Source organism: Pseudomonas sp. B21-023 (assembly GCF_024749165.1).
Lineage (GTDB): Bacteria > Pseudomonadota > Gammaproteobacteria > Pseudomonadales > Pseudomonadaceae > Aquipseudomonas.
Genome location: NZ_CP087190.1, coordinates 5,272,778 through 5,298,792 on the forward strand (window position 1 = coordinate 5,272,778; position 26,015 = coordinate 5,298,792).

At 66.6% G+C, this 26,015-nt stretch carries 28 protein-coding genes and 1 riboswitch; of the genes, 12 read left to right on the top strand and 16 right to left on the bottom strand.

Annotated features, from left to right (window positions below; all coding sequences use genetic code 11):
- Positions 1-440 precede the first annotated feature (440 nt).
- A complete protein-coding gene (gene rtcR / locus LOY42_RS23750; RefSeq protein WP_258599537.1) occupies positions 441-2,024 on the top strand; it encodes an RNA repair transcriptional activator RtcR in 1,584 nt (527 codons plus the stop codon).
- Positions 2,025-2,060: 36 nt separating this feature from the next.
- Positions 2,061-2,202: riboswitch (FMN riboswitch) on the top strand.
- Between the two features lie 80 nt (positions 2,203-2,282).
- On the top strand, positions 2,283-2,933 hold the full coding sequence (gene ribB, locus LOY42_RS23755; RefSeq protein WP_139668168.1) for a 3,4-dihydroxy-2-butanone-4-phosphate synthase: 651 nt from the start codon (positions 2,283-2,285) through the stop codon (positions 2,931-2,933).
- Between the two features lie 51 nt (positions 2,934-2,984).
- On the opposite strand, the gene LOY42_RS23760 is transcribed toward ribB, so the two are convergent.
- Genes LOY42_RS23760 through LOY42_RS23770 form a run of 3 tightly spaced genes read right to left on the bottom strand, consistent with a single transcriptional unit; the run spans position 2,985 to position 6,754 of the window.
- Entirely contained in the window at positions 2,985-4,178 is a 1,194-nt protein-coding gene (locus LOY42_RS23760) for an SGNH/GDSL hydrolase family protein (RefSeq protein ID WP_258599540.1), read from the bottom strand.
- A 1-nt stretch (position 4,179) separates the two neighbouring features.
- Positions 4,180-5,352: an SGNH family hydrolase gene (locus LOY42_RS23765; RefSeq protein ID WP_258599541.1), complete on the bottom strand. Its 1,173-nt coding sequence runs from the start codon at positions 5,350-5,352 to the stop codon at positions 4,180-4,182.
- On the bottom strand, positions 5,339-6,754 hold the full coding sequence (locus LOY42_RS23770) for an MBOAT family protein (RefSeq protein ID WP_258599543.1): 1,416 nt from the start codon (positions 6,752-6,754) through the stop codon (positions 5,339-5,341). The genes LOY42_RS23765 and LOY42_RS23770 overlap by 14 nt, the downstream gene beginning before the upstream one ends.
- Positions 6,755-6,974: 220 nt before the next feature.
- Here LOY42_RS23770 and LOY42_RS23775 point away from each other — a divergent pair, with 220 nt between their 5' ends.
- From LOY42_RS23775 to LOY42_RS23790, 4 genes are all read left to right on the top strand, one after another.
- Positions 6,975-7,217: an exodeoxyribonuclease VII small subunit gene (locus LOY42_RS23775; RefSeq protein ID WP_011531978.1), complete on the top strand. Its 243-nt coding sequence runs from the start codon at positions 6,975-6,977 to the stop codon at positions 7,215-7,217.
- On the top strand, positions 7,214-8,101 hold the full coding sequence (gene ispA, locus LOY42_RS23780) for a (2E,6E)-farnesyl diphosphate synthase (protein WP_139668164.1): 888 nt from the start codon (positions 7,214-7,216) through the stop codon (positions 8,099-8,101). Before LOY42_RS23775 ends, ispA begins: the two co-directional genes overlap by 4 nt.
- A 169-nt stretch (positions 8,102-8,270) precedes the next feature.
- Positions 8,271-10,166, top strand: a complete 1,896-nt coding sequence (gene dxs, locus LOY42_RS23785) for a 1-deoxy-D-xylulose-5-phosphate synthase (RefSeq protein WP_258599547.1) — start codon at positions 8,271-8,273, stop codon at positions 10,164-10,166.
- 110 nt (positions 10,167-10,276) lie between these two features.
- On the top strand, positions 10,277-12,130 hold the full coding sequence (locus LOY42_RS23790; protein ID WP_258599549.1) for a TonB-dependent receptor domain-containing protein: 1,854 nt from the start codon (positions 10,277-10,279) through the stop codon (positions 12,128-12,130).
- Here LOY42_RS23790 and LOY42_RS23795 read toward each other — a convergent pair.
- The 12 genes from LOY42_RS23795 to nrdR all read right to left on the bottom strand — a co-directional run bounded on the left by LOY42_RS23795 (position 12,108) and on the right by nrdR (position 20,819).
- The gene (locus LOY42_RS23795; RefSeq protein WP_258599551.1) at positions 12,108-12,920 is read right to left on the bottom strand and encodes a cobalamin-binding protein; all 813 of its coding nucleotides are present in this window, start codon (positions 12,918-12,920) and stop codon (positions 12,108-12,110) included. The genes LOY42_RS23790 and LOY42_RS23795 overlap by 23 nt on opposite strands.
- Positions 12,920-13,339, bottom strand: a complete 420-nt coding sequence (locus LOY42_RS23800; protein WP_111533279.1) for an MFS transporter — start codon at positions 13,337-13,339, stop codon at positions 12,920-12,922. The genes LOY42_RS23795 and LOY42_RS23800 overlap by 1 nt, the downstream gene beginning before the upstream one ends.
- Positions 13,336-13,953, bottom strand: a complete 618-nt coding sequence (gene ribA, locus LOY42_RS23805; protein WP_023631163.1) for a GTP cyclohydrolase II — start codon at positions 13,951-13,953, stop codon at positions 13,336-13,338. Before ribA ends, LOY42_RS23800 begins: the two co-directional genes overlap by 4 nt.
- A gap of 150 nt (positions 13,954-14,103) precedes the next feature.
- Positions 14,104-14,850 (bottom strand): ABC transporter substrate-binding protein, encoded by a 747-nt coding sequence (locus tag LOY42_RS23810; RefSeq protein WP_258599553.1) that lies wholly within the window; start codon positions 14,848-14,850, stop codon positions 14,104-14,106.
- 16 nt (positions 14,851-14,866) lie between these two features.
- Positions 14,867-15,370: a phosphatidylglycerophosphatase A gene (locus tag LOY42_RS23815; protein ID WP_023632630.1), complete on the bottom strand. Its 504-nt coding sequence runs from the start codon at positions 15,368-15,370 to the stop codon at positions 14,867-14,869.
- Positions 15,367-16,323 carry a thiamine-phosphate kinase gene (thiL, locus tag LOY42_RS23820; RefSeq protein WP_198754400.1) on the bottom strand — a complete coding sequence of 319 codons (957 nt, stop codon included), beginning with the start codon at positions 16,321-16,323 and terminating at the stop codon, positions 15,367-15,369. The genes LOY42_RS23815 and thiL overlap by 4 nt, the downstream gene beginning before the upstream one ends.
- Positions 16,324-16,341: 18 nt before the next feature.
- Positions 16,342-16,842: a transcription antitermination factor NusB gene (nusB, locus tag LOY42_RS23825; protein WP_023631200.1), complete on the bottom strand. Its 501-nt coding sequence runs from the start codon at positions 16,840-16,842 to the stop codon at positions 16,342-16,344.
- The gene (gene ribE, locus LOY42_RS23830; protein WP_258599555.1) at positions 16,839-17,315 is read right to left on the bottom strand and encodes a 6,7-dimethyl-8-ribityllumazine synthase; all 477 of its coding nucleotides are present in this window, start codon (positions 17,313-17,315) and stop codon (positions 16,839-16,841) included. The genes nusB and ribE overlap by 4 nt, the downstream gene beginning before the upstream one ends.
- Before the next feature lie 91 nt (positions 17,316-17,406).
- Positions 17,407-18,498 (bottom strand): bifunctional 3,4-dihydroxy-2-butanone-4-phosphate synthase/GTP cyclohydrolase II, encoded by a 1,092-nt coding sequence (ribBA, locus tag LOY42_RS23835; protein ID WP_038707258.1) that lies wholly within the window; start codon positions 18,496-18,498, stop codon positions 17,407-17,409.
- A gap of 18 nt (positions 18,499-18,516) precedes the next feature.
- Positions 18,517-19,182 (bottom strand): riboflavin synthase, encoded by a 666-nt coding sequence (locus LOY42_RS23840; protein WP_102683825.1) that lies wholly within the window; start codon positions 19,180-19,182, stop codon positions 18,517-18,519.
- A gap of 42 nt (positions 19,183-19,224) precedes the next feature.
- The gene (ribD, locus tag LOY42_RS23845; RefSeq protein WP_258599556.1) at positions 19,225-20,352 is read right to left on the bottom strand and encodes a bifunctional diaminohydroxyphosphoribosylaminopyrimidine deaminase/5-amino-6-(5-phosphoribosylamino)uracil reductase RibD; all 1,128 of its coding nucleotides are present in this window, start codon (positions 20,350-20,352) and stop codon (positions 19,225-19,227) included.
- Between the two features lie 2 nt (positions 20,353-20,354).
- Positions 20,355-20,819: a transcriptional regulator NrdR gene (gene nrdR, locus LOY42_RS23850; RefSeq protein ID WP_009685710.1), complete on the bottom strand. Its 465-nt coding sequence runs from the start codon at positions 20,817-20,819 to the stop codon at positions 20,355-20,357.
- Positions 20,820-20,924: 105 nt separating this feature from the next.
- Here nrdR and LOY42_RS23855 point away from each other — a divergent pair, with 105 nt between their 5' ends.
- Genes LOY42_RS23855 through trxA form a run of 3 tightly spaced genes read left to right on the top strand, consistent with a single transcriptional unit; the run spans position 20,925 to position 22,956 of the window.
- Positions 20,925-21,377, top strand: coding sequence for a YbaY family lipoprotein (locus LOY42_RS23855; RefSeq protein ID WP_110704211.1), 453 nt, complete (start codon positions 20,925-20,927; stop codon positions 21,375-21,377).
- On the top strand, positions 21,378-22,037 hold the full coding sequence (locus LOY42_RS23860; RefSeq protein WP_139668155.1) for a methyltransferase: 660 nt from the start codon (positions 21,378-21,380) through the stop codon (positions 22,035-22,037).
- Between the two features lie 31 nt (positions 22,038-22,068).
- The gene (trxA, locus tag LOY42_RS23865; RefSeq protein ID WP_198754399.1) at positions 22,069-22,956 is read left to right on the top strand and encodes a thioredoxin; all 888 of its coding nucleotides are present in this window, start codon (positions 22,069-22,071) and stop codon (positions 22,954-22,956) included.
- 26 nt (positions 22,957-22,982) lie between these two features.
- On the opposite strand, the gene LOY42_RS23870 is transcribed toward trxA, so the two are convergent.
- Entirely contained in the window at positions 22,983-23,327 is a 345-nt protein-coding gene (locus tag LOY42_RS23870; RefSeq protein WP_139668151.1) for a hypothetical protein, read from the bottom strand.
- Between the two features lie 134 nt (positions 23,328-23,461).
- Between LOY42_RS23870 and LOY42_RS23875 the strand changes: the two genes are divergently transcribed.
- From LOY42_RS23875 to LOY42_RS23885, 3 genes are read left to right on the top strand one after another with little or no spacing between them, the layout of a single operon-like run.
- Complete coding sequence (locus LOY42_RS23875; RefSeq protein ID WP_102683830.1) at positions 23,462-24,031, top strand: DUF2796 domain-containing protein; 570 nt, start codon at positions 23,462-23,464, stop codon at positions 24,029-24,031.
- The gene (locus LOY42_RS23880) at positions 24,032-24,742 is read left to right on the top strand and encodes an ABC transporter ATP-binding protein (RefSeq protein ID WP_046857325.1); all 711 of its coding nucleotides are present in this window, start codon (positions 24,032-24,034) and stop codon (positions 24,740-24,742) included.
- Positions 24,742-26,007 (top strand): ABC transporter permease, encoded by a 1,266-nt coding sequence (locus LOY42_RS23885; RefSeq protein ID WP_110704223.1) that lies wholly within the window; start codon positions 24,742-24,744, stop codon positions 26,005-26,007. The genes LOY42_RS23880 and LOY42_RS23885 overlap by 1 nt, the downstream gene beginning before the upstream one ends.
- Positions 26,008-26,015: the final 8 nt, after the last annotated feature.

Consider the following 26,015-nt stretch of genomic DNA (forward strand, 5'->3'; position numbering starts at 1 on the left):
AGGCGTCCTTCGCAAAAGCGGACCATCCTGGCCCTGGTTGCGTTGCCTGTGCCCCACCTGCGGGTGTTGCGTTTGTAGCTACCGTGGAGGGTAGTGCCGGGACTTGGCCCGGCGAGCGCCTCGCAAGCCTGTTCACAGGCTTGCGCCGCAATGACCGTTCGTTGCAGCGGCGGCATGCACGACACCGACACCTGAAGGTGGGTACGTGCACCGGCGGGGGTTGATATCCCCTGACCCGAGGGCCTGCCTGGCGATGCGGTCGAGAGGGATATAGCGAGCGGCGTGCCAGGTTTTCATTCGTTCTTGAAAAAACCGCATAATCAACTGATTTATAAGCATTTATTTCTTATTGCGCGTTAGCCGATACATTACAAGGTGTCTAACCGATTTAATTTTTCGTATATCCTGCGATATATATTTATCTTTTTGGATAATCACGGATGACCAAGCCTCTCGTCGCCATCGGTTTTCTCGGCACCACCCTCGACCGCAACGGCAAGGGTGCGGCGCGCTGGAACAGGTGGCGGCCAACCATCGGCCTGTGCCAGCAACCCGACCTGCCCCTGGACCGCCTGGAACTTATCCACGGCCCCGGCGCACGCGACCTCGGCCTGGCCGAGCGAATCCGCGCCGACATCCAGCAGGTCTCGCCCGGCACAGAGGTGCGCCTGCACCCGCTGGCGCTGCGCAACCCGTGGGATTTCGAGGAGGTCTACGGCGCCCTGCACGACTTCGCCAGCGGCTACAGCTTCGACACCGAGCACGAGGACTACCTGGTGCATATCACCACCGGCACCCACGTCGCGCAGATCTGCTGGTTCCTGCTCACCGAGGCGCGCTACCTGCCGGCGCGCCTGGTGCAGACCTCACCCTCGCGCAAGCACGACGAAAACAGCGACCCTGCCGGCATCGCCACCCTGATCGACCTCGACCTGTCGCGCTACGACCCGATCGCCTCGCGCTTTCGCCGCGAACAGGTCGAGGGGCAGTCGCTGCTCAAGTCAGGCATCGCCACGCGCAACCCGGACTTCAACCGCACCATAGAGCAGATCGAACGGGTCGCCCTGCGCTCGAAGGCGCCGATGCTGCTGGTCGGCCCGACCGGCGCCGGCAAGTCGTTCCTGGCCCGCCGCGTCCATGAGCTCAAGCGCGGTCGTCACCAGTTGGGCGGTCGCTTCATCGAGGTGAACTGCGCCACCCTGCGCGGCGACGGCGCCATGTCGACCCTGTTCGGCCATGCCAAAGGCGCCTTCACCGGCGCGCAGAACGCCCGCGACGGCCTGCTGCGCGCCGCCGACGGCGGCATGCTATTCCTCGACGAAATCGGTGAGCTGGGCGCCGACGAACAGGCCATGCTGCTCAAGGCCATCGAAGAAAAGCGCTTCTTCCCGCTGGGCGCCGACCGTGAGGTGGAAAGCGACTTCCAACTGATCGCCGGCACCCACCGCGACCTGCGCGCCAAGGTCGCCGACGGCTCGTTCCGCGAAGACCTGTTCGCCCGCATCAACCTGTGGACCTTCGCCCTGCCGGGCCTGGCCCAGCGGCGCGAGGACATCGAGCCGAACCTGGATTTCGAGTTGCAGCGCCACGCCCGTGAGCAAGGCCGCCAGGTGCGCTTCAACCTCGAAGCCAAGCGCCGCTACCTGGCCTTCGCCCACGCCAGCGAAGCACGCTGGGCCGGTAACTTCCGCGAGCTGTCGGCATCGATCACGCGCATGGCGACCCTGGCCGACAGCGGGCGCATCGACGAGGCACTGGTCGAGGAAGAGATCGCTCGGCTGCGCTATGCCTGGGGCCTGGAATCGGCAACCGAGCCGCTGCTGGCCGGCCGCGAACTGGACCTGTTCGACCAGGTACAACTGCAGGCGGTGATCGATGTGTGCCGCCGCGCCCAGAGCCTGTCCGAGGCCGGGCGCCAGCTGTTCGCGGTATCACGCCAGGAGAAGGCCAACCCTAACGACGCCGACCGCCTGCGCAAGTACCTGGCGCGGTTCGGGCTGGATTGGCAGCAACTAAAGTCGTAGGGCTTGCCATCAGGCTGGCTCGGTACGGTATGCTTGCCCAGTCTTCAGGGCGGGGTGAAAGTCCCCACCGGCGGTAAATCGAAAGATGAGCCCGCGAGCGCCCCGGCCATGCCGGGGGTCAGCAGATCTGGTGAGATTCCAGGGCCGACGGTCATAGTCCGGATGAAAGAAGGCGTTTGGCAGGGGCCGTCCAGGCGCCCTTGCGCGCGCATTTTGTTCGCCCCGAGACGTTCATCGATCATTCACGAGGAGCGTTTCATGTCCACCCCGCTTAACAAGCAATTCCCCAACGTCAGCGCCGCCATCGCCGCCTTCCAGGCCGGGCGCCCGGTGCTGCTGCTCGACGACGACGACCGCGAGGACGAAGCCGACATCGTCGCTGCCGCCGAGAACCTTTCGCTGCAGACCATGGCCATGATGATCCGCGATTGCAGCGGTATCGTCTGCCTGTGCCTGGACGAAGCCACCGTCGACGCCCTGCAGCTGGCGCCGATGGTGCAGAACAACCAGGCCCGCCACGGCACCGGCTTCACCGTCACCATCGAAGCCGCCGAGGGCGTCAGCACCGGCGTGTCGGCGCAGGACCGCATCACCACCATCGAATCCGCGCTGCGCTCCACCGCGCAACAGCGCCACATCGTCAGCCCCGGCCATGTATTCCCCCTGCGCGCCCGTGACGGCGGCGTGCTGACCCGTCGCGGCCACACCGAAGGCTCGGTGGACCTGGCCCGCCTGGCCGGCCTGCGCCCGGCGGCGGTGCTGTGCGAACTGATGAACCCCGATGGCAGCATGGCCCGCGGCGAACAGGTGGCGGTGTATGCGCGGCAGTACAATCTGCCAGTGCTGACCATCGAGGAGCTGGCGCGCTATCGTGAGGCGATGGTGGAACTCGAGGCCGAGCCGGCCTGATACCTGGGCAAGCCCGCTCCCGATCAGCGTGGGAGCGGGCTTACCCTGCCCTCAACGCAACCCCAACGGCCCCTTCAGATACTCATACAACCCCGCCGCACTCTTGCGATAGCCATCGGCTGTCAGATGGACAAGATCAGGCCGCGCCAGCCCCTGCGCCTGCCAGCCGGCGATCGAGCACGGCCCGCCCATGAACCCCTGCCAATCCCAGAACAGCGCCTTGTGCTTGCGCGCCATCTGCTTCTGGATACGAATCACCGAGGCCAGCGGTTGCGGCTGGCGCGCCGCGCAGCTGCGCGCCTTGCGCTGCTTGATCGAGTCCGGCGGGCCGACCAGCAGGATCGCCGTCTGCGGCAGGTCCTTGCGCAAGCCCGTGAGGGTCGCCTCGAGCTGCGCCTGGTACAGCGCCAGGTCGAGCTTGTCGTCGAACGCCTCGTTGGTGCCGTAGGCCAGGATCACCAGGTCCGGCCGCACGGCCTTGAGGCTGTCGCGCCAACCCGCCTGCCACTTGTCCACCACCTCCAGACGCGCGCCGTTGATGCCCAGCGTCGAATAGGTCACCCCGGCATTCTTCTGCCCCTGCAGGTACCAGCCACCCAAGGCGACGCCACGGCCCCCTTCCACCGTCAATTGCACCGGCAGGCCGACATTGGCGAACGCCGGGCTGAAGCGCCACTGGCCATTGCTGGCCGGCAACACCCGACGCTGGCCGCCATTGACCAGCAGGCTGGCACTCCCGCTGGACTGGTACAGCGCCGAGACCTTGTAGCGCTGGCGGTCCTCGTCACGCGCCTGCAGCATCACGCTGGAACGGTTGGCCTGCGGCAGCGACAGGTAGCCGCCCAGCGGAAACTGATGGCTCTGCTGGTTGCGCGCCGACACCAGCTCCCACTGGCGCTTCTCGCTCTTGATGATCACCCGGTCGTTACGGATCCCCGGCACCGGCGAGGCCGGCACCAGGCCAATGCCACCGTCGCCGTAGCGTGCCTGCAGCAGGCGGCGCAGCTCGCCGCTGAACAGGTCGGCGGCGGTGTGCGAATCACCCAGCTGGACGATGGCAACCGGGGCACGCCCGGCATTGCGCAGCTTGCCGGCGAGCAGGGCGACGTTGCCGTCCTGGCGGCTGGCGGGCGCGGCGGTGGGCCGCGCCGCGGGCTGGGCGCTCACGCTGTTGGCGCCGGTGCTGCAACCCGGCGCGGCGCTGATCAGCAGGGCCAGGCCCAGCAGGTGATGCCATTGGCGCATCTCAATGTCCTGTTACGGTCAGGCCTGGAAAGCTGATCAGAGACAGTATCTGCTCGGCGATCATCTTCTGGCCTGTGATGGTGAAATGAATGCCGTCGTCGACCCGCACCTTCACCCGCTTGCCCTGCGCGGTCTGCACCGTGTACGCGAAGCTGGCGTCGGCGTAGCCGAGGATCGGGTTGGCCGACACGTAGTACTGGCCGTACAGCGCGGTCTGCTCCTGGTAGAGCCCGCTGAGGTAACCCATGGCGGTGGACAGCCGCGCCTTCTCCATGTTCGGCGGCCCGACCCAGATAACCTGCACGTTGTGCGTGCGGGCCTGCTCGAGGATCGAATCGATCCGGGCGCGATAGGCCACCTCCCATTCCGGCGACTTGAAGCGCAGGAACGGCTTGCCTTTGCCCTGGGGCATGTCCCACGGGTCGTTGGGGCCGAGGAACACCACCATCAGGCGCACGTTCGGTTCGTGGTCGAGGGTCTCGGCCACGGTCTTCGGCCAGTTGAAGAAGCCCGGGTAGGCAAGGCCGGTGCTCTGCTTGCTGAGGTTGACGGTGCGGATCTGGTAACGCTTGCGCAAGCTGTTGGCCAGGTGCGGGGCAACGCCCTGCATCAGCGAATCGCCGACCAGGAACACCTCGTCACCAGCGACCAGGGAGGCCACGGTGCCCGGTTGCAGCAATACCGGCGCCGGGGCTGGTGCTGGAGTTGCCGCTGGCATTGGCGCTGACGCCGGCACTGCCGCGACGGACGGGGTTACAGCGACGGGCGCGGGCACGTGAACAACGTGAACAGGCGCCGGCGTGTGCGCCGCACCGTGCGGCAGCGGTTTGGCCAGCGCCGCCGGGGTCTGCAGGTCGACCGTGACCACCGGCATCGGCGCGGGCAGGACCTCGGGCAGCGGCGCTTCGGCTACCTGCGGCGCCGGCTGCAGGCGCTCGAGCAGGTCGTCACGGCGGGCCTCCAGCAGCGCCGTCAGTTGCGCCCCCGTACGCCAGGCCGGCATCTGGCCCAGCAGCGGGATTTCGCAGCTCTGGTGGTACTTCTGCTGGCAGTAGAGTTTGATCGAGTCCTGGTTCAGCCAGAACAGCAGCGCGGTGGTGACCACGATCGCGTACAGGCCACGGGCAGCGCCCATCTGTACCTGGAACAGCTGTTTGCTATCAGAAGCTTGCATAGATGAACCCCGGCACGCCCGACTGCGAAGCGAAAATCACCAGCGACACACCGACCCCGAGCGGGATCGGATACAGCTGCCACGGCAGGCGCTGGAAGGCCGCGCCACTCTGGCGCAGCAGCGCGAGCCATTGTGGATAACTGGCCACGAACAGCACGCAGGCCAGCAGCATCAGGCCAGTGACACTGTTCAGGCCCGCCAGGCTCAGCTGGGCGATGTCGCCGAGCATCTCCAGCGCGCCCTCCAACGTCGGGCTGCGGAAGAAGATCCAGGCAAAAGCCACGTAGTGGAAGGTCATCAACCGCGCCAGCAAGCCCGATCCCGGCAGATTGGCGAACCCTGGGCACCACTGGCTGAACAGCTTGGAGATAGCCAGGCCCATGCCGTGCAGCGCGCCCCAGATGATGAAGTTCACGCTCGCCCCGTGCCACAGCCCGGACACCAGCATCGCCAGCAGCATGTTCAGGTTGCCGCGCCATACGCCCTGGCGGTTGCCGCCCAGCGGGATATAGACGTAGTCGCGGATGAAGCGCGACAGGCTGATGTGCCAGCGCCCCCAGAACTCCTTGAGGTTGTGTGCGGCATACGGCGCGTCGAAGTTGTCCGGCAGGCGGAACCCCAGCAACAAGGCGATGCCGGTGACCAGGTTGGTGTAGCCGCTGAAGTTGAAGTAGATCAGCAGGCTGTAGCCGTACACGCTCAACAGCACCTGCTCGGGGGTGGCGCTGCCCGGGGTGTCGAACACCGGGTCCACCCACTCGCTGCCCAGCCAGGCACTGAGGAAGAACAACTTGACCACCGCCATCGCGATCAGCCCCAGTGCCCGCTGCGGCTCCAGCACCTGGCGCATGGCTGGCGGGCGGATCTGCGGCAGCATGTGCAGGGCGCGGTTGACCGGCCCGGCCACCAGGCTGGGGAAGAACGCCAGGTACAAGGCCAGGTCCAGCGGCGCCGACGGCGTCAGCTCGCGCCGGTTGATCGACACCAGGTAGCTGACCGAATGGAAGGTATAGAACGACAGCCCGATCGGCACCAGCACTTCCAGCAACGGCAGCGCCACGTCGAACCCGGCGGTGGCCAGTGCGGCCTGCGCGCCTTCGACGAAGAACGCCTGGTACTTGAACAGGTAGAAACAGCCCAGCACCAGCGTCAACAGCAGCACGCGGCTAAACCAGCGTCCAGGGTAGCGCCCCGCCAGCAGGCCGAGCAGGTATACCAGCACGCTGTAGCCCAGCAGGATGTAAAGCGACTGCAGGCTGAAGCTGGCCACCAGGCCATAGCTGGCCGTCAGCAGCAGCAGGTTCTGCAGCCGGACACTCCAGCACAGGCTCCAATAAAGCAGGAAGAACAGCGTGAAACAGAGGCCGAATTCGATCGAGAGGAAGCTCACAACGTAGTCCATTACATGACGTCGGGGAGGGAAGCCGCTGGCCCACGGGCCAGAGCGCGCGGATTATGGCAGAGGGCCGCCACCCCCACAATTCCATTGCTTCGCAGATTGCAAGATGGCTCACATCGAACAAGTGCAACAAAATGCGACGAACGATAACCCTGCGTAATTTGCTCCCCCTGCCCCGCTCTGCTAGTGTCGCGCCGTTCTGAACACCACCGAGACCGTCGCCATGGCCCGCAAAAAAGCCTCCATCGATTTCGAACAATCCCTCGCCGACCTGCAAGCCCTGGTCGAGCGCCTGGAGAACGGCGAACTGTCGCTGGAAGAGTCGCTGGCCGCCTTCGAGCAAGGCATCGCCCTGACCCGCGATTGCCAGGGCGCCCTGGCCCAGGCCGAGCAGAAGGTGCAGATCCTGCTGGAGCGTGACGGCGAGCTGGCAGCGCAGCCATTCGACGCGGAGCCCGAGGCATGATCGCCCAGTACCAGGCGAGCGCCCAGGCCCGGGTCGACGCGGCGCTCGAACCGTTGTTCCAGGCTCCCGCCAAGGAGCTCGAGCGCCTCTATGCCGCCATGCGCTACAGCGTGATGAACGGCGGCAAGCGCGTGCGCCCGCTGCTGGCCTACGCCGCCTGCGAAGCCTTCGGCGTACCGGCGGAGCAGGCCAACGGCGCCGCCTGCGCGGTTGAGCTGATCCACGCCTACTCGCTGGTACACGACGATCTGCCGGCCATGGACGACGACGACCTGCGCCGCGGCCAGCCGACCACCCACAAGGCCTTCGACGAGGCGTGCGCGATCCTCGCCGGCGACGGTTTGCAAAGCCTGGCCTTCAGCGCCTTGCTCGATCCGCGCCTGAGCCCGCAGCCCGACGCCATCCGCCTGCAGATGGTCCAGGCCTTGGCCAAGGCGGCCGGCCCTGCGGGCATGGTCGGCGGGCAAGCCATCGACCTCGGTTCGGTGGGCCTGAAGCTCGACCAGAAAGCCCTGGAGTACATGCACCGGCACAAGACCGGCGCGCTGATCGAAGCCAGCGTGCGCCTCGGCGCCTTGGCCAGCGCCCGCGCCGGGCAGGTCCAGCTCGATGCGCTGCAGACTTATGCACAGGCCATTGGCCTGGCGTTCCAGGTGCAGGACGATATCCTCGACGTGGAGAGCGACACCACCACCCTGGGCAAACGCCAGGGCGCCGATATCGCCCGCGACAAGCCGACCTACCCGGCCCTGCTCGGCCTGGAGGCGGCCAAGGCCTATGCCCTGGAGCTGCGCGACCAGGCGCTGGCCGCGCTGGCAGGCTTTGGCGAGAATGCCGAGCCACTGCGGGCACTGGCCCGCTACATCGTCGAACGCCGCCACTGATCAGCGCCGCTGCCGGCACACCAGCGCTCACGGACAACGCGATACCTGGGGGAGCCGGCTTGCCGGCGATGGGGTGCGCCGCAGCCCCCGCTCAACACCCGACTGAATGGGCAGCTTTTCCTACAATGGGGTAAACTGCCGCGTCTTCACACCTATAACGACTCGCCTGATGCCCACGACGTTTCAAGAGATCCCCCGCGAACGCCCGGTCACGCCGTTGCTGGACCGCGCCGACACGCCCGCCGGCCTGCGCCGGCTGGCCGAAGCCGACCTGGAGACCCTGGCCGACGAGCTGCGCCAGGACCTGCTCTATACCGTTGGGCAGACCGGTGGGCATTTTGGTGCGGGCCTGGGCGTCATCGAGCTGACGATCGCCCTGCACTACGTCTTCGACACCCCGGATGACCGGCTGGTGTGGGACGTCGGCCACCAGGCCTACCCGCACAAGATCCTCACCGGTCGGCGCGAGCGCATGCTCAGCCTGCGCCAGAAGGACGGCATCGCCGCCTTCCCGCGCCGCAGCGAGAGCGAGTACGACACCTTCGGCGTCGGCCACTCCAGCACCTCGATCAGCGCCGCGCTGGGCATGGCCATCGCCGCCCGCCTGCAGAACGACCCGCGCAAGTCGATCGCGGTGATCGGCGACGGCGCGCTGACCGCCGGCATGGCCTTCGAGGCGCTGAACCACGCCCAGGAAGTCAACGCCGACATGCTGGTGATCCTCAACGACAACGACATGTCGATTTCGCGCAATGTCGGCGGCCTGTCCAACTACCTGGCCAAGATCCTCTCCAGCCGCACCTACGCGAGCATGCGCGAAGGCAGCAAGAAAGTGCTGTCGCGCCTGCCCGGTGCCTGGGAAATCGCCCGCCGCACCGAGGAGTACGCCAAGGGCATGCTGGTGCCGGGCACGCTGTTCGAGGAGCTGGGCTGGAACTACATCGGCCCGATCGACGGCCACGACCTGCCGACCCTGATCGCCACCCTGCGCAACATGCGCGACCTCAAGGGCCCGCAGTTCCTCCACGTGGTGACCAAGAAGGGCAAGGGCTTCGCCCCGGCCGAGGTCGACCCGATCGGCTACCACGCCATCACCAAGCTGGAGCCGGCCGACAAGCCGGTCGCGCCGAAGAAGACCAGCGGCCCGAAATACGCCTCGGTGTTCGGCCAGTGGCTGTGCGACATGGCCGCCGCCGACAATCGCCTGGTGGGCATCACCCCGGCGATGAAGGAAGGCTCGGACCTGATCGACTTCAGCGAACGCTACCCGGAGCGCTACTTCGACGTCGCCATCGCCGAGCAGCACGCGGTCACCCTGGCCGCGGGCATGGCCTGCGAGGGTGCCAAGCCGGTGGTGGCGATCTACTCGACCTTCCTGCAACGCGCCTATGACCAGCTGATCCACGACGTGGCGGTACAGGACCTCGATGTGCTGTTCGCCATCGACCGCGCCGGCCTGGTCGGCGAGGACGGCCCGACCCACGCCGGCGCCTACGACCTGTCCTACCTGCGTTGCATCCCCGGCATGCTGGTGATGACTCCGAGCGACGAGAACGAGCTGCGCAAGATGCTCAGCACCGGCCACCACTACAAGGGCCCGGCCGCCGTGCGCTACCCACGTGGCACCGGCCCCAACGCGCCGATCAGCGGCGACCTGGAGCCCCTGGAAATCGGCAAGGGCGTGGTCCGCCGCCAGGGTGGCAAGGTTGCCCTGCTGGTGTTCGGCGTACAGCTGGCCGAAGCCCTGCAGGTGGCCGAGCAGATCGACGCCACCGTGGTCGACATGCGTTTCGTCAAGCCTCTGGACGAGGCGCTGGTGCTGGAAATGGCCGCCAGCCATGAGTTGCTGGTGACCATCGAAGAGAATGCCATCATGGGTGGCGCCGGCGCAGCGGTCGGCGAGTTCCTCGCCCGCGAAGCGGTGGTCAAGCCGCTGCTGCACCTGGGGCTGCCGGATATCTATGTCGAGCACGCCAAGCCTGCGCAGATGCTGGCCGAGTGCGGGCTGGATGCGGCAGGGATCGAAGCCTCCGTCAAAACCCGAATGGCCAAGCTCGGCCTGTAAGGCCATATCTCGGGGCAAGTCGCATCGGCGCACCGCCGCTCCCACGATAACTGCGTGGGAGCGGCGGTGCGCCGATGCGACTTGCCCCGCGATTGCAATGGAACTGCCCCATGAAGATCCGCGCCCTCCCCCTGCTCTGCCTCCCCGCCGCCGCCCTGGCAGCCGAACCTTCCCGCGATGACGCCCTCAAGCTCCCCGACGTGCTGATCAGCGCCAGCCGCCAGGTCGAGTCGCGTACTGCCACCAGCGCCGCCAACACGGTGTTCACCCGTGCCGACATCGACCGCCTGCAACCCAGCAGCGTCACCGATCTGCTCGCCCGCGTGCCCGGCGTGCAGGTCGCGCCCACCGGCGGTCGCGGCAGCCTGCCGGGCATCTTCGTGCGCGGCACCAAGGCCGCCCAGACCCTGGTGTTGGTTGATGGCGTGCGCATCGCCAACGCCACCTCCGGCGACAGCGGCCTGCAGTTTCTCGGCATCGACCAGATCGAACGGGTGGAGGTGCTGCGCGGATCGCGCTCGGCGGTATACGGCAGCGACGCCATCGGCGGGGTGATCCAGATCTTCACCCGGCGTGGCGAGGGCCCGGGCCTGCAACCGCGCCTGCGCCTGGCGGCCGGCAGCAACCAGACCTGGCAGCGCAGCCTGGGCCTTTCCGGTGGCGATGGCGCGACCCGCTTCAACCTCGGCGCCAGCCTGGACGAGACGGCCGGCATCGATTCGACCGGGCCGTCGTATGCCAGCGATGGCGACCATGATGTTTATCGCAACCGCTCGCTGAACCTGAGCTTGAGCCACACCTTCAACGAGCGCTTCGAAGCGGGCCTGAACCTGCTCGACAGCCGTGGGCGTCGTGAGTTCGACGAACCTCGTGGTAGCAGCCCGCAAGTGCCCTACTCGAACTTCGCCGTCAGCAGCCTAGGCAGTTACTTCGATGCCCAACTTACCGATCTGTGGCATTCCCGACTGGAGATAGCCCACAGCGAGAACCGCGACGACAGCCGCGACAAGCTCACGCACCAAAGCTCGCCATTCAACACCTACCGCGACCAAGTCACCTGGCAGAACGATCTGACCATCGATGACGACAACAGCGTGCTACTGGGTGGCGAGTGGTACGAGGACCGGGTGCATTCGAGTACCGATTTCAATGAGGACAGCCGCTGGAACCGCGCAGTGTTCGCCCAGCATCGCTTCCACAACGAGCACTTCTCGACCGAACTGGGCGTACGCCACGACGAGAACCAGCAGTTCGGCGGCCAGACCACCTGGAGCGGCAGCCTGACCCTCCCATTGAACGCCCGTAATGACTTGCTGTTTTCCTACAGCGAGGGGTTCCGCTCCCCCACGTTCAACGACCTGTACTACCCCGGCTTCAGCAACCCCGATCTCAAGCCGGAGCACTCGAAATCCTATGAGGTGCAATGGCGCAGCCAACTGACCGACAGCAGCCGCCTGGAAACCTCGCTCTATCGCACCGACTTGCGAGACGCCATCAGCTACGACGCAGATGCCAATACCATGGGCAACGTTGCCCAGGCCCGTATCAACGGCTTCGAGATGGCGCTGGACCAGCAATGGGGGGCCTGGACATCGACGTTGGGCCTGGCATTGATCGACCCGCGTGACCGCAAGAGTGGCCACACGCTGTCCCGGCGCGCGCGGCGTACGCTGAGCCTGGATATCGACCGTCAATACGACCGCTTCAATGTTGGCGCCAGCTGGCAGGCCGTGAGCAGCAGCTACAACGACGAAACCAACAACGCCCCCATCGGCGGTTACGGGCTGCTGGGCGTTCGCGGTGGCTGGGCTGCCACTCGCGAGCTGAGGCTCGACTTGAAGCTCGACAACCTGCTGGACAAGCGTTACAGCCGTAACCTCTACAACTACCAGGGCAATGACTACGGCTACCGCGAAGAAGGACGCACCTGGCTGTTGAGCCTTACCTGGACACCGGCGCTCTAGCATCGAGCAACGCACACAGCCGAGCAGTCGCCTCGATCATCTGCCCGCTGGGCCGCTCCAGGCCTTTGTCCGGCACCACCAGCAAGCGCTCGCCTTTCACGGCGCTCAGCCGCGGCCAGTTGCGCCAACTGGCCAGTTGCGCCTCATCGCCCGCCAGGATCACCTCGGGGTCGCGCAGCAACACCGACTCCACACTGACCTGCGGGGCGGGCTGGGCCAGGTCGTCGAACACATTGCGCGCCCCGCACACGCGCAAGGCGTCGCTGACCACCTGACTCCCACCCAAGGTGTACAGCGGCTTGTCCCAGACCTGGTAGAACACCCGCAGCGGCGCCTCACGCCGGTAGCGGTCGCGCAGCCCCTGCAACCGCTCACGCAGGCTGGCGGCATAGGCGCGGCCTTGCTGGTCACGGCCAATACGTTGGGCGATGGCTTCGATCTGGTCGATCAACTGGTTGAGGTTGCCGGGCTCGCCGCTGAACGTGGCGATGCCCAGGCGCCTGAGCTGGTCACGCTGGGCCGGCGGCACGCTGCCGGGCCACAGCAGCAAGAGGTCGGGCTCGAGGCTTAACAGGCGCTCCATGTCGAGCTGGCCATGGCGGCCGACGGAAGGCAACCGGGCCAGCGCCGGCGGACGCTCGCCGCCATCGAGCACACCGACCAGCAACTCGCCGGCTCGTAGCTCCAGGACAATCTCGGTCATCGACGGCGCCAGGCTGACCACCCGCGGCGCGGCCTCGGCCACGGCGCCGAGACACAGCAGCAAAAACCCGGCGAACAGCGCCCGCATCAGCCGAGCTGGCGTGGGATGCGATAGAGGTACAGCAACACCACGGTGGACAGGGCGAGGAGAATCTGCGGTACCGCCTCCAACCCGACCAGCACCGACAGCGCGGCAACCCAGGCCGGGAAGCAGGCGAACAGCATGGCCAGGCGGCGCACGCGGGCCAGCTCGATCCAGGCCGCCGGTTCTTCGGCGCTGCCCAATACCTTGTCGGTGGCGATCAACGCCCGCTTGTACGCGCTGAAGCGCGGCAGGCTGAGGAACATGCTGGCGGCACCGGCGATGAACAGCGGCATGGCCAGCACCGGGATCAGCGCCTCGCCGTCACCAAAGGCCCAGGCCATCACCGGCAGCGGCAGCAACCCCACGGCCAGGTACTGCCACCAGGCCAGCGCCAGCCGCCGCTTCACCTCTGTGCGAGTCACGCCTGGGGCACCTCGCCCTGGTGCTTGTTGCCCATCATGTGCCCGAGCTTGTCGGCCTTGGTGGCCAGGTACAGGCGGTTGTGCGGGTTGTGGCCAGTGTGCAGCGGTACGCGCTCGGCGACCTTGATGCTCATGTCGGTCAGGGCCTTTACCTTGCGCGGATTGTTGGTCATCAGACGCAACGACTTCACGCCCAGGTGCTCGAGCATCGGCAGGCACATGGCGTAGTCACGCTGGTCGGCGGCGAAGCCCAGGCGCTCGTTGGCCTCGACGGTGTCGGCACCGCCGTCTTGCAGTTCGTAGGCGCGGATCTTGTTCAGCAGGCCGATGCCACGGCCTTCCTGGCGCAGGTACAGCAGTACGCCACGGCCTTCACGGGCGATGGCCTGCAATGCGGCCTCCAGCTGCGAGCCACAGTCGCAACGCTGGCTGAACAGCGCATCGCCAGTCAGGCACTCGGAGTGCAGACGCCCCAGCACCGGCTCGCCGTCGGCGATATCACCCAGGCTGAGCACCACGTGCTCGCGGCCAGTGGCTTCGTCGAGGAAGCCATGCATGGTGAAGGTCGCAAAGGGAGTAGGGAGTTTCGAGGCGGCAACAAAGACGACGGGCACGTTGTGCTCCTGGGCAGTAGGATTTTTCAGATCGGTCGATTGTATCAGCAGCCCGGCGCAGGTGCGCAGGAGGAATATCGTGGCTTAAGATCGAAAAGTTAGATGCATATGGCCGCACACCGGCCCCTGCGGGAGCGGACTGCGGGGCATTTATTGATGAGGCAGGTGATCATCCGTAAACGGATAAGGCTGCTTCCAGCGCTCAAAGATCGGCTTCAGCTCGCCGCTGCGCACCAGTTGCCCCATGCGCCGGTCGAACAGGTCGCGCAGGGCCTTGCCCTGTTCGCTGTGGGCGAAGGCCAGATACAACGGCAGCTCGGCGACGTGGGTGCGGCGAAAGCGCGTGGCATCGGGCGCCTGGCCAAGCACGTAGTCGACCTCGGCGAGCGCATCGATGTAGAAATCGACCCGGTCATGTTCGAGCATGGGCAGGATGCCCTCGCGCCGCTGGATCTCGCGGAAGTTGTGGACCTCGGGCAGATAGCTGGCGTAGTCGTAGCCGCGCACCCAGGCCAGCCGGTACTGGCCGATGGTCTCGAGCGTTGGCACCGGTTTGTCGACCAGGCCCAAGGCATAGATATGGTCCTGGTCGAAGTACCACTGCGGGTACAGGTTGTCGGCGTTCTCTTCCTTGTAGGAGCCTACCCAGGCATCCGCCTCGCCGCGTTTCACCAGCCCGACGGCGCGGCTGTAGGGCGCGCTCTTGACCACGACCTTGACCCCGGCCGGCTCGAACACCTTGCGCAACACGTCCCAGGCCAGCCCGCTGCCATCGGCATTGGTGTAGTCGACCCACGCCTCGCTGACCAGACGCACCTGCGCCGGCGCCTCCTGGGCCATCGCACCCGGTCCCGCGACCAATAGCATCGATGCCAGCACCACAGCCTTCAGGCCCATTGCAACGCTCCCTGTCTCAGGCCACCGCCCACACCAGAACCTGCATGCCCAGCCAGGCGAACACGCCGGCCAGGATATCGTCGAGCATGATGCCGAACCCACCATGCACATGGCGGTCGACCCAGCGGATCGGCCACGGCTTGAGGATGTCGAAGAAGCGGAACATCAGGAACCCCGCCAGCAGCCACTGCCAACCTTCCGGCACCAGCCACAGGGTGATCCACATGCCGACGATCTCGTCCCAGACAATGCCCTCGTGGTCGTGCACGCGCAAGTCGTTGGCCACCTTGCCGCACAACCACACGCCGAACAGCATGCTGATGCCCAGCAACAGCCAATAGCCCCAGTCGGGCAACATCTGCCACAGCGGGATGAACGGCAGCGCCACCAGCGAACCCCAGGTTCCCGGGGCCTTGGGCAAAGTCCCGGAGCCGAAGCCGAAGGCGATGAAGTGCCACGGGTTGCGCCAGACCGAAGGCGGAACGAACTCCGCAGGCACCTGGTTGGGGTGGTCGGTCACGGTGTCTCCCTGAAATGTTGATAGCCCCGCTGCACGGGGGTGATGTCCTGGCCTTGCGGGTCACGCAAGGTCACGCCCTGGCCTTCCAGTACACGACCGATGACGTGCACCTCGCGGGCCAGGGCGGTCAGTGCGCTTTCCGGCACGGTGAACGCCAGCACGTAGTCGTCACCACCGGTGAGCGCTGCATGCAAGGCCGCTTCTCGACCGAGGAAAGCCTGTAAAGGAGCAGACACGGGGACCTGCGCCAGGTTCACCTGCAGCGCTACGCCGGACGCCTTGGCGATATGCCCGCAGTCGGCCAGCAGGCCGTCGGAAACATCCAGCGCCGCCGTGGCCAGGCCACGCAGGCGCTCGCCAAGTTGCAGTTGTGGCAAGGGCGACCAATAGTGCTCCAGCAGCGGACCGGCCACATCGGCAGCCGCCTCGCGTTCGCCCAGCACCAGCGGCAAGGCCCCTGCCGCATTGCCCAGGAAACCACCGACACACAGCAGGTCGCCCGGCTGCGCGCCGCTGCGACGCAGCGCCTGACCGGTCGGCACCCGGCCAAACACGGTCACGGTGATGCTCAACGGGCCGCGGGTGGTGTCGCCACCAATCAGGCTGATGCCGCAGCGCGCGGCCATGCGGCCGAGGCCGTCGGCAAAGCCGGCAAGCCATTGCGCGCCGACCTGGGGCAAGGTGAGGGCAAGGGTAAAGCCGATGGCCGTGGCGCCCATGGCCGCCAGGTCGCTGACCGCCACGGCCAGCGAACGCTGGCCGAGTAGCAACGGGTCGCACACTGCGGGGAAATGCACACCGGCCACGAGCGTGTCGGTGGAGATCGCCAGCTGCTCGCCGGCAGGCAGGTCCAGCAGGGCACAGTCGTCGCCGATCCCCAGGGCCACGCCCTCGCCGCCCTGCGCACAGGGCGCTGCGGCGAAGAAATGACGGATCAGCTCGAACTCACCCATGGCTCGTCAGCGCCGCGATCAGCGCTTGTTCGCCTTGACTTCCGCCTCACGCAGACGCGGAGCCAGCTTGTCGAGCACGCCGTTGACGAACTTGTGGCCGTCAGTGGCGCCGAACACCTTCGCCAGCTCCACACCTTCGTTGATGACGACGCGGTACGGCACGTCGACGCGCATCATGAATTCCCAGGTGGACAGGCGCAGCACGGCCAGCTCGACCGGGTCGAGCTCTTCCAGCGGCGTATCCAGGCAAGGCTTGAGCGCCTCGTCGATCTCGGCCTTCTTCGCCGGGACCCCGTGCAGGATCTCGCGGAAGTAGGCGCCGTCGATATCGGTGAAATCGTTGTCGACCCGGAACTGCGCCTCGACCTCGTTCAGCGAATGCTTGGCCATGTGCCACTGGTAGAGCGCTTGCGTGGCGAGCTTGCGGGCTTCGCGACGCTTGGCGCTCTTCGAGGGCTTGCCGGCATCCGCGGGTTTTGGATCGCGCGGGTTGAAACGATCGCTTTCGTCGCTAATCACTTGGCCTCCAACTGCGCCAGCAGGCTGACCATTTCCAGAGCGGACAGGGCAGCTTCGGCACCTTTGTTGCCGGCCTTGGTGCCGGAACGCTCGATGGCCTGCTCGATGGAATCGACGGTCAGTACGCCGAAGGCCACCGGAACACCGAACTCCATGGACACCTGGGCCAGGCCCTTGGTGCACTCGCCCGCCACGTATTCGAAGTGCGGGGTACCGCCACGGATCACCGCGCCCAGGGCGACGATCGCGTTATAAGCGCCCTGTTGGGCGACTTTCTGTGCCACCAGCGGGATTTCGAACGCGCCCGGGGCACGGATGATGGTGATGTCGCTTTCGCTGACGCCGTGGCGCACCAGGGCATCGACTGCACCGCTTACCAGGCTTTCGACGACGAAGCTGTTGAAGCGGCCAACCACCAAAGCATAGCGACCTTTGGGGGCGATGAAGGTACCTTCGATGGTCTTCAGGGTCATTCCGGAGTTCTCATCTTCAAGAGCGAGGCCGCGCTGTGGCGGCCTCGGGAGGGTTTTGACTCGAGCTTAAGGGCGATCAGGCCGCCTCAAGTCACTCGGAGGGCACGTATTCTACAACTTCCAGATCGAATCCGGATATCGCATTGAACTTCATCGGCGAACTCATCAGGCGCATCTTGCGCACACCGAGGTCGCGCAGGATCTGCGAACCGGCACCGACGGTGCTGTAGGTGGTGGGTGCCTTGGGCTGCGCATCGCCCGCACTTTCGCGGATGTGCGCCAGCAGCACGTCGCCGTCCAGCGGGTGGCCCAGCAACAGGACCACGCCGCTGCCGGCCTCGGCCACCGCGGCCATGGCCGCGCGCAGGCTCCAGCGCCCCGGCTGCTTGACCAGCAGCAGGTCGCGCAGCGGATCCATGTTGTGCACCCGCACCAGCGTCGGCTCTTCGGCGCAGATCTTGCCGAGCGTCAGGGCCATGTGCACGTCGCCTTCCACCGCGTCACGGTAGGTGACCAGGTTGAATTCGCCCAGCTCGCTCTCGATCGGCTGCTCGGACACGCGCTGCACGGTGCGCTCGTGGATCATGCGGTAGTGGATCAGGTCGGCGATGGTGCCGATCTTCAAGCCATGCTCGGCAGCGAACACTTCCAGCTCGGCGCGGCGCGACATGGTGCCGTCGTCGTTCATCACCTCGCAGATCACCCCGCTTGGCTCGAAACCGGCCATGCGCGCCAGGTCGCAGGCCGCCTCGGTGTGGCCGGCACGGGCCAGGGTGCCGCCGGGCTGGGCCATCAGCGGGAAGATATGCCCAGGGCTGACGATGTCCTCGGCCTTGGCGTCCTTGGCCGCGGCGGCCTGCACGGTACGGGCGCGGTCGGCGGCGGAGATGCCGGTGGTGACGCCTTCGGCGGCCTCGATCGACACAGTGAACTTGGTGCCGAAGCCCGAACCGTTGCGCGGCGCCATCAGCGGCAGCTTCAGGGTTTCGCAGCGCTCGCGGGTCATCGGCATGCAGATCAGGCCACGGGCGTGCTTGGCCATGAAATTGATGTGCTCGGGCAGGCAGCATTCGGCTGCCATGATGATGTCGCCTTCGTTCTCGCGGTCTTCGTCATCCATGAGGATGACCATTTTGCCCTGGCGGATGTCTTCGACCAGTTCTTCGATGCTGTTGAGCGCCACGCGGCACCCCCTTCTCAATCAGGATTTCAAGAAGCCGTTGGCGGCCAGGAAGCTTTCGGTGATGCCACTGCCTTTGCTCGGCTCGGCGGCCTTGTCGCCCAGCAGCAGACGCTCCAGGTAACGGGCCAGCAGGTCGACCTCAAGGTTCACCCGACGCCCTGCTCGGTAGTCGGCCATGATGGTTTCGGACAGGGTGTGCGGGACGATGGTCAGCTCGAACTCGGCGCCATCGACTTCGTTGACCGTCAGGCTGGTGCCGTCGACGGTGATCGAGCCCTTGTGGGCGATGTACTTGGCCAGCTCCTTGGGCGCACGCACGCGGAACTGGATGGCGCGGGCGCTATCGGCGCGCGAGACGATCTCGCCGACACCGTCGACGTGGCCGCTGACCAGGTGGCCGCCCAGGCGGGTGGTCGGGGTCAGGGCCTTTTCCAGGTTGACCCGGCTGCCGCTCTTGAGGTCGACCATGGCCGTGCGCTTGAGGGTCTCGACGCTGACGTCGGCCCAGAAGCCGTCGCCGGGCAGCTCGACGGCGGTCAGGCACACGCCGTTGACCGCGATGCTGTCGCCAAGCTTGACGTCGGCCAGGTCGAGCTTGCCGGTCTCGACATAGACACGCACGTCACCGCCCTTGGGGGTGAGGCTGCGGATGGTGCCGATGGATTCGATGATGCCGGTGAACATGCTGTTCTCCTCAAGTACGGGCTGCGCGAAGCAAGCCAGGCATTATACGCCGGGGGCCGGCAGGGGGATGGCAGTGACTCGCCAGTCATCGCCGACCGCGCGCATGTCGGTAATCTTCAGCCGCGGCGCCTCGCTCATTTTCGACAACGGCCAGTCCAGCAGCGGACGGGCATCGGAGCCGAGGAAGGTGCCGGCGACGAACAACTGGTACTCGTCGACCAGGCCCTGGCGGGCGAAGGCGCCGACCAGGCCGGCGCCGGCTTCCAGGAGGATTTCGTTGACGCCGCGCCCGGCCAGCACCCGCAGCAGGGCCGGCAAGTCGACGCGGCCGTCGCTGCCGGGCAGGTCGAGCAACTCATGGCCGGCGGCGGCATAACGAGGGTCCTCGCCGGCGGCAGTCACCACCAGCGCCGGGCCGGCCTGGAAGAACGGCGCGTCCAGTGGCAGGCGCAGGCGCCCGTCAATCAGCACGCGCAGCGGCGGGCGCGACACGGCCAGGGCGGTGAGCGCCTCATCCAGGCCCAGTTCTTCGCCACGCACGGTCATGCGGGCGTTGTCGAACAGCACGCTTTCGGCGCTGGTCAGCACCACGCTGGACCGGGCGCGCAGGCGCTGGACCGCGGCACGGGCGGCGGGGCCGGTGATCCACTGGCTCTCGCCACTGGCCATGGCAGTGCGACCGTCCAGGCTCATCGCCAGCTTGGCGCGCACGAATGGCAGGCCGTGCTCCATACGTTTGAGGAAGCCTGGGTTGAGGGCGCGGGCCTCGGCTTCGAGCACCCCGCTGGCGACCTCGATGCCGGCCTCGCTCAGACGGCGCAGGCCATTGCCGGCCACTTGCGGGTTGGGGTCCTGCATGGCCGCCACCACCCGCGCCACCCCGGCGTTGACCAGGGCTTCGGCGCACGGCGGCGTGCGCCCATGGTGGCTGCAGGGCTCGAGGGTGACGTAGGCACAGGCGCCTCGGGCGCGCTCGCCGGCCTGGCGCAGGGCGTGGACCTCGGCGTGCGGCTCGCCAGCACGCACATGCCAGCCCTCGCCGACCACCTCGCCATCGCGCACGATCACGCAGCCCACGCGGGGGTTGGGGTGGGTGCTGTACAGGCCCTTGCGGGCCAGTTCCACGGCCCGGGCCATGTAGTGGGCGTCGAGAATGGTTTGGCTGGACATGCTTACTCTTTGGCTGGCTCGCGGGCCAGGCGGTCGATTTCTTCGCGGAATTCGTCGAGGTCCTGGAAACGCCGGTAGACCGAGGCGAATCGGATGTAGGCCACTTCGTCGAGCTTGCGCAGCTCGGCCATCACCATCTCACCGACCACCAGCGATTTCACTTCACGCTCGCCAGTGGCACGCAGGCGGCTCTTGATGTGCGCCAGCGCCGCTTCCAGGCGCTCGACGCTGACCGGGCGCTTTTCCAGCGCGCGCTGCATGCCGGCCCGCAGCTTGTCCTCATCGAAGGGCTGGCGCGTGCCGTCCTGCTTGATCAGCCGCGGCAGCACCAGCTCGGCGGTTTCGAAGGTGGTGAAACGTTCGCCGCAAGCGACGCACTCGCGACGGCGACGCACCTGTTCGCCCTCGGCGACCAGGCGCGAGTCGATGACCTTGGTGTCGTTGGCGCCGCAAAACGGACAGTGCATGGTGGCAGGCAACAAAAAAAGGGAGGGCCATGGTAGCGCATTGCACTGGCAAGACAAGCCAAAGGGTTTACCATCCATGCAAATCTGCCCGTGAAGGACGACCCCATGTACCCTCGAGCGCTCGTCGTGCTGTGTTGCGCCGCCCTGCTCGCCGCCTGCGGCAGCGACCGCCCCAAGCCGGAACAGGCCCCGGCGCCGGTGCCGGCCAAGGTGGCGAAGAAGACCGAACCCCTGGGCCCGCTGCCGGCCTACCAGCGCGAGCTGAGCGGTACCCTGATGGAAATCCCGGCAGGTGCCGATGTGGAGCTGGCCCTGCTGGTGATCGACGAGCGCGGCCGCCCACAGCAACTGCTGGCCAGCAGTACCCTGAGCGGCACCGGCCAGGCCCTGCCCTACCGCCTGCGCTTCAACCCCGAAGCCTTCCCTGCCGGCGCGCGGGTCGAACTGCGTGGCCGCGCCAGCCGCTCCGGGCAACTGATCCTGCACCTCCCTCCGGTGCGCATCGCCCAGGCCCAGACCCAGGCCACCGGCCCGCTGCGTTTCGAAAAGGCACCGTAGATGGCCCCGCTGGCCCTGCAACAGGCCTTGAGCCGCCTGATCGGCGAAGCGCGCCTGATCGTCAGCGAACTGCCCGAATGCGATCTGAAACTCTGGTTGATCGACGACCAGAACATGGATCGCGCATTCAGCAGCGAGGAAACCCGGCGCATTCTCGAAGAGCCACCCTACTGGAGCTTCTGCTGGGCCAGCGGCCTGGCCATGGCGCGCTACCTGGCCGAGCAACCGCACTGGGTGCGTGGCAAGCGCGTGCTGGATTTCGGCGCAGGCTCCGGCATCGCCGGAATCGCCGCCGCCCGGGCCGGCGCGCTGGAAGTAGTGGCCTGCGACCTCGACCCGTTGGCCTTGGACGCCTGCCGCGCCAACGCCGCACTGAACGGCGTGACGCTGGGCTACAGCCGCGATTTCTTCGCCGAGGACGACCGCTTCGACCTGATTCTGGTCGCCGATGTACTGTACGACCGCGCCAACCTGCCGTTGCTGGACGCATTCCTCAGCCGTGGCCGCCAGGCACTGGTGGCCGACTCGCGGGTGCGTGACTTCAGCCATCCGCTGTACCGCCCGCTCGGCGTGCTGGAAGCGCTAACCCTGCCGGATCTGGCCGAGCCGCACGAATTCCGCCGCGTCAGCCTGTACCACGCCAGCCGCGAGCCCTTATAGTGGGGGCATTCACGGATTTGCGAGAGTTGCGATGAGCCAAGCGCCAGTTAACCAGAACCTGCCCTATATCTTCGATGCCACCGATGCCAACTTCCAGCAACTGGTCATCGAGAACTCCTTCCACAAGCCGGTACTGGTCGACTTCTGGGCCGAATGGTGCGCGCCGTGCAAGGCACTGATGCCGCTGTTGGCGAAGATCGCCGAGGGTTATCAGGGCGAGCTGCTGCTGGCCAAGATCAACTGCGACGTCGAGCAGCAGATCGTCGCCCAGTTCGGCATCCGCAGCCTGCCGACCGTGGTGCTGTTCAAGGATGGTCAACCGGTCGATGGTTTTGCCGGCGCGCAGCCCGAGTCGGCCATCCGCGCCATGCTCGAACCCCATGTGCAGATGCCCGCGCCGCCCGCCGCCGCGCCGCTGGAGCAGGCCAAGGCGCTGTTCGCCGAAAGTCGCTTCAGCGAGGCCGAGGCCCTGCTGCAGGTGCTGCTGGGTGAAGACAACAGCAATGCCGAGGCGCTGATCCTCTACGCCCGCTGCCTGGCCGAGCGCGGCGAGCTGGGCGAGGCCCAGGTGGTGCTCGACGCGGTCAAGACCGACGAGCACAAGGCCGCACTGGCCGGCGCCAAGGCCCAGCTGACCTTCCTGCGCCAGGCCGCCAGCCTGCCGGAAGCCGCGGAGCTGAAGAGCCGCCTGGCGCAGAATCCGCAGGATGACGAAGCAGCCTACCAGCTGTGCATCCAGCAGTTGGCACGCCAGCAGTACGAGGCCGCGATGGATGGTCTGTTGAAGCTGTTCCAGCGCAACCGCGCCTACGAGAACGGCCTGCCACAGAAGGCGCTGCTACAGGTGTTCGAGCTGCTGGGCACCGAGCATCCGCTGGTCAGTGTGTACCGCCGCAAGCTCTCTTCCGCGTTGTTCTGAGGCTGCTGGGGCTGCTATGCAGCCCCTCATCCCACCCAGCGATACACCGGCGCATCCACGCCACTTTCCACCTTCACCTCACTGCTATGGCGCAACCGCACCAGCAGCCGCTTGCCTGCCGCCACGCTTCCGGCCAAACCTTCCAGACGCTCCAGCAGCTCCGGACCACCCATCTGACCCGCCTGACGCAGCACTTCACGCGCCGCCGCCCACTGCCCGTCATCCTGTCGAGGTGCCGGGCTGGCGCTGACCGGCGCTGCTTCCACCGGCGCCTGGGCATCCATCCTACGCCCCAGCTGCGCCCATTCATGCGGCTCCAGCTCGACAGTCAGGTCCACCGGCCACTCGCCGATCTGTCCACGAATTCTCACGATTATTTCCTTGTTTCCAGGCTCGATTGCGCCATGCTCCCACGAACATGAAACCTGTGCCAGGCAGGCTGGCGGCGCAAATAAAAATTGTTATAACATCACAAATTCATCCCAAGCCGCCTGTGGAGCCGTCCATGCGTCGTCTGTTGCTCGCCCTGCCCTTCGCCCTGCTTCCCCTGGCCGTGGCCCATGCCCACGACGATCACGACCATGACCACGATCACGATCACGCCCATGGCACCCTCGGTGCCCATGAGCACGGCGTGGCCAAGCTCAACGCGGTACTCGACGGCAACGTCCTCGAGCTGGCGCTGGACAGCCCGGCGATGAACCTGGTCGGCTTCGAACACGCCGCCAGCAGCGACGCCGACAAAGCCAAGGTTGCCGCCGCCCGCCAGCAGCTCGAACAACCCCTGAAGCTGTTCGCCATCGCCCAGGCCGCCGGTTGCAAGGAGGAGGCCCAGGAGCTGGAAAGCCCGCTGTTCGGTAATGCCCCCGAGGCTGGCGGCGAGGCGCACCAGCACGCCGACATCAATGCCCATTACCAGCTGACCTGCGCCACCCCGGGCAAACTCACCCAGATCGACCTCGGCCGCCTGTTCAAAACCTTCCCGCAAACCCAGAAGATCAACGTGCAACTGATCGGCCCGAATGGCCAGAAAGGCGTGGAAGCCACCCCGGCCAAGGCCGTGGTCGAGTTCTGAATGAGCCAGCCGCTGATCGAACTGCATGACCTGGTGTTCGCCTGGCCTGGCCAGGCGCCGCTGCTGGAGATCCCGGCGTTTCGCCTGGAGCCCGGCGAGGCGTTGTTCCTCAAGGGTCCCAGCGGCAGTGGCAAGACCACCCTGCTCGGCCTGCTGGGCGGGGTCAACCGCCCAGGCCAGGGCAGCATCCGCCTGCTCGGCCAAGACTTGGCGACCTTGGGCCAGGGCGCACGCGACCGCTTCCGGGTCGATCACACCGGCTACATCTTCCAGCAGTTCAACCTGTTGCCGTTCCTCTCGGTGCGCGAAAACGTCGAGCTGCCCTGCCGCTTCTCGAAAAGCCGTGCCGCTCGCGCCGCCCAGCGCCATGGCAGCATCGACCAGGCCGCTGCCCAGTTGCTCGCCCACCTAGGCCTGGACGACCCGGCACTGCTCGCCCGCCGCGCCGACAGCCTGTCGATCGGGCAGCAGCAGCGGGTCGCCGCGGCCAGGGCGCTGATCGGCCAGCCCGAGCTGGTCATCGCCGACGAGCCGACCTCGGCCCTCGACGCCGACACCCGCGAGGCGTTCATCCGCCTGTTGTTCGACGAATGCCGCGACGCCGGCGCAAGCCTGCTGTTCGTCAGCCATGACCAGAGCCTGGCGCCGCTGTTCGACCGCCACCTGTCCCTGGCCGAGCTCAATCGCGCCGCCAAGCCCCGGGAGGCCTGATGTACCTGCTTCGCCTTGCCCTGGCCAGCCTGGCCAACCGCCGTTTCACCGCCCTGCTCACCGCGTTCGCCATCGCCCTGTCGGTGTGCTTGCTGCTGGCCGTCGAGCGGGTACGCACCGAAGCCCGCGCCAGTTTCGCCAGCACCATCAGCGGCACCGACCTGATCGTCGGTGCCCGTTCGGGGTCGGTGAATCTGCTGCTGTACTCGGTGTTCCGCATCGGCAATGCCACCAACAACATCCGCTGGGACAGCTACGAGCATTACGCCAAGGATCCACGGGTGAAGTGGGCGATCCCGATTTCACTGGGCGACTCGCACCGTGGCTACCGGGTGATGGGCACCAGCGCCGACTACTTCAGCCATTACCAGTTCGGTCGCCGCCAGCACCTGGCACTCGACCAGGGCCGGGCGTTCGCCGACGATCCGTTCGAAGTGGTGCTGGGCGCCGAAGTCGCCGAGGCCTTGCACTACAAACTGGGTGACAAGCTGGTACTGGCGCACGGCGTGGCCGCCATCAGCCTGGTCAAGCACGACGACAAGCCCTTCACCGTGGTCGGCGTGCTCCAACGCACCGGCACCCCGGTGGACCGCACCCTGCACATCAGCCTGGCAGGGATGGAAGCGATCCACATCGACTGGCACAACGGCGTCCCGGCCCGTGGCGCCGGGCGCATCAGTGCCGAGCAGGCCCGCGCCATGGACCTACAGCCCACCGCCATCACCGCCTTCATGCTCGGGCTCAACAGCAAGATCGCCACGTTCAGCTTGCAGCGCGAGATCAACGAGTACCGTGCCGAGCCCCTGCTGGCGATCCTGCCCGGCGTGGCCCTGCAGGAGCTGTGGAGCCTGATGGGCACGGCCGAGCAGGCATTGTTCGTGGTGTCGCTGTTCGTTGTGCTCACCGGTCTGATCGGCATGCTCACGGCCATCCTCACCAGCCTCAATGAGCGCCGCCGGGAGATGGCCATCCTGCGTTCGGTCGGTGCCCGTCCCTGGCATATCGCCGGGCTGCTGGTGCTCGAGGCACTGGCCCTGGCATTGTCGGGCATCGCCGCCGGGCTTGGCTTGCTGTATGCCGGCATTGCCCTGGCGCAGGGCTATGTGCAGGCCAACTACGGGCTGTACCTGCCATTGGCCTGGCCAAGCGCCCATGAGTGGACGCTGCTGGCTATCATCCTTGGCGCGGCGCTGCTGATGGGCAGCGTGCCAGCCTGGCGTGCCTACCGGCAGTCGCTGGCCGATGGCCTGTCGATTCATCTTTGAGAACCTTC

Coding starts and splice junctions, on each gene's coding strand:
- rtcR (WP_258599537.1), top strand. CDS start 441: ATGACCAAGCCTCTCGTCGCCATCGGTTTTCTCGGCACCACCCTCGAC.
- ribB (WP_139668168.1), top strand. CDS start 2,283: ATGTCCACCCCGCTTAACAAGCAATTCCCCAACGTCAGCGCCGCCATC.
- LOY42_RS23760 (WP_258599540.1), bottom strand. CDS start 4,178: ATGCGCCAATGGCATCACCTGCTGGGCCTGGCCCTGCTGATCAGCGCC.
- LOY42_RS23765 (WP_258599541.1), bottom strand. CDS start 5,352: ATGCAAGCTTCTGATAGCAAACAGCTGTTCCAGGTACAGATGGGCGCT.
- LOY42_RS23770 (WP_258599543.1), bottom strand. CDS start 6,754: ATGGACTACGTTGTGAGCTTCCTCTCGATCGAATTCGGCCTCTGTTTC.
- LOY42_RS23775 (WP_011531978.1), top strand. CDS start 6,975: ATGGCCCGCAAAAAAGCCTCCATCGATTTCGAACAATCCCTCGCCGAC.
- ispA (WP_139668164.1), top strand. CDS start 7,214: ATGATCGCCCAGTACCAGGCGAGCGCCCAGGCCCGGGTCGACGCGGCG.
- dxs (WP_258599547.1), top strand. CDS start 8,271: ATGCCCACGACGTTTCAAGAGATCCCCCGCGAACGCCCGGTCACGCCG.
- LOY42_RS23790 (WP_258599549.1), top strand. CDS start 10,277: ATGAAGATCCGCGCCCTCCCCCTGCTCTGCCTCCCCGCCGCCGCCCTG.
- LOY42_RS23795 (WP_258599551.1), bottom strand. CDS start 12,920: ATGCGGGCGCTGTTCGCCGGGTTTTTGCTGCTGTGTCTCGGCGCCGTG.
- LOY42_RS23810 (WP_258599553.1), bottom strand. CDS start 14,850: ATGGGCCTGAAGGCTGTGGTGCTGGCATCGATGCTATTGGTCGCGGGA.
- thiL (WP_198754400.1), bottom strand. CDS start 16,323: ATGGGTGAGTTCGAGCTGATCCGTCATTTCTTCGCCGCAGCGCCCTGT.
- ribE (WP_258599555.1), bottom strand. CDS start 17,315: ATGACCCTGAAGACCATCGAAGGTACCTTCATCGCCCCCAAAGGTCGC.
- LOY42_RS23840 (WP_102683825.1), bottom strand. CDS start 19,182: ATGTTCACCGGCATCATCGAATCCATCGGCACCATCCGCAGCCTCACC.
- ribD (WP_258599556.1), bottom strand. CDS start 20,352: ATGTCCAGCCAAACCATTCTCGACGCCCACTACATGGCCCGGGCCGTG.
- nrdR (WP_009685710.1), bottom strand. CDS start 20,819: ATGCACTGTCCGTTTTGCGGCGCCAACGACACCAAGGTCATCGACTCG.
- LOY42_RS23855 (WP_110704211.1), top strand. CDS start 20,925: ATGTACCCTCGAGCGCTCGTCGTGCTGTGTTGCGCCGCCCTGCTCGCC.
- LOY42_RS23860 (WP_139668155.1), top strand. CDS start 21,378: ATGGCCCCGCTGGCCCTGCAACAGGCCTTGAGCCGCCTGATCGGCGAA.
- trxA (WP_198754399.1), top strand. CDS start 22,069: ATGAGCCAAGCGCCAGTTAACCAGAACCTGCCCTATATCTTCGATGCC.
- LOY42_RS23875 (WP_102683830.1), top strand. CDS start 23,462: ATGCGTCGTCTGTTGCTCGCCCTGCCCTTCGCCCTGCTTCCCCTGGCC.
- LOY42_RS23880 (WP_046857325.1), top strand. CDS start 24,032: ATGAGCCAGCCGCTGATCGAACTGCATGACCTGGTGTTCGCCTGGCCT.
- LOY42_RS23885 (WP_110704223.1), top strand. CDS start 24,742: ATGTACCTGCTTCGCCTTGCCCTGGCCAGCCTGGCCAACCGCCGTTTC.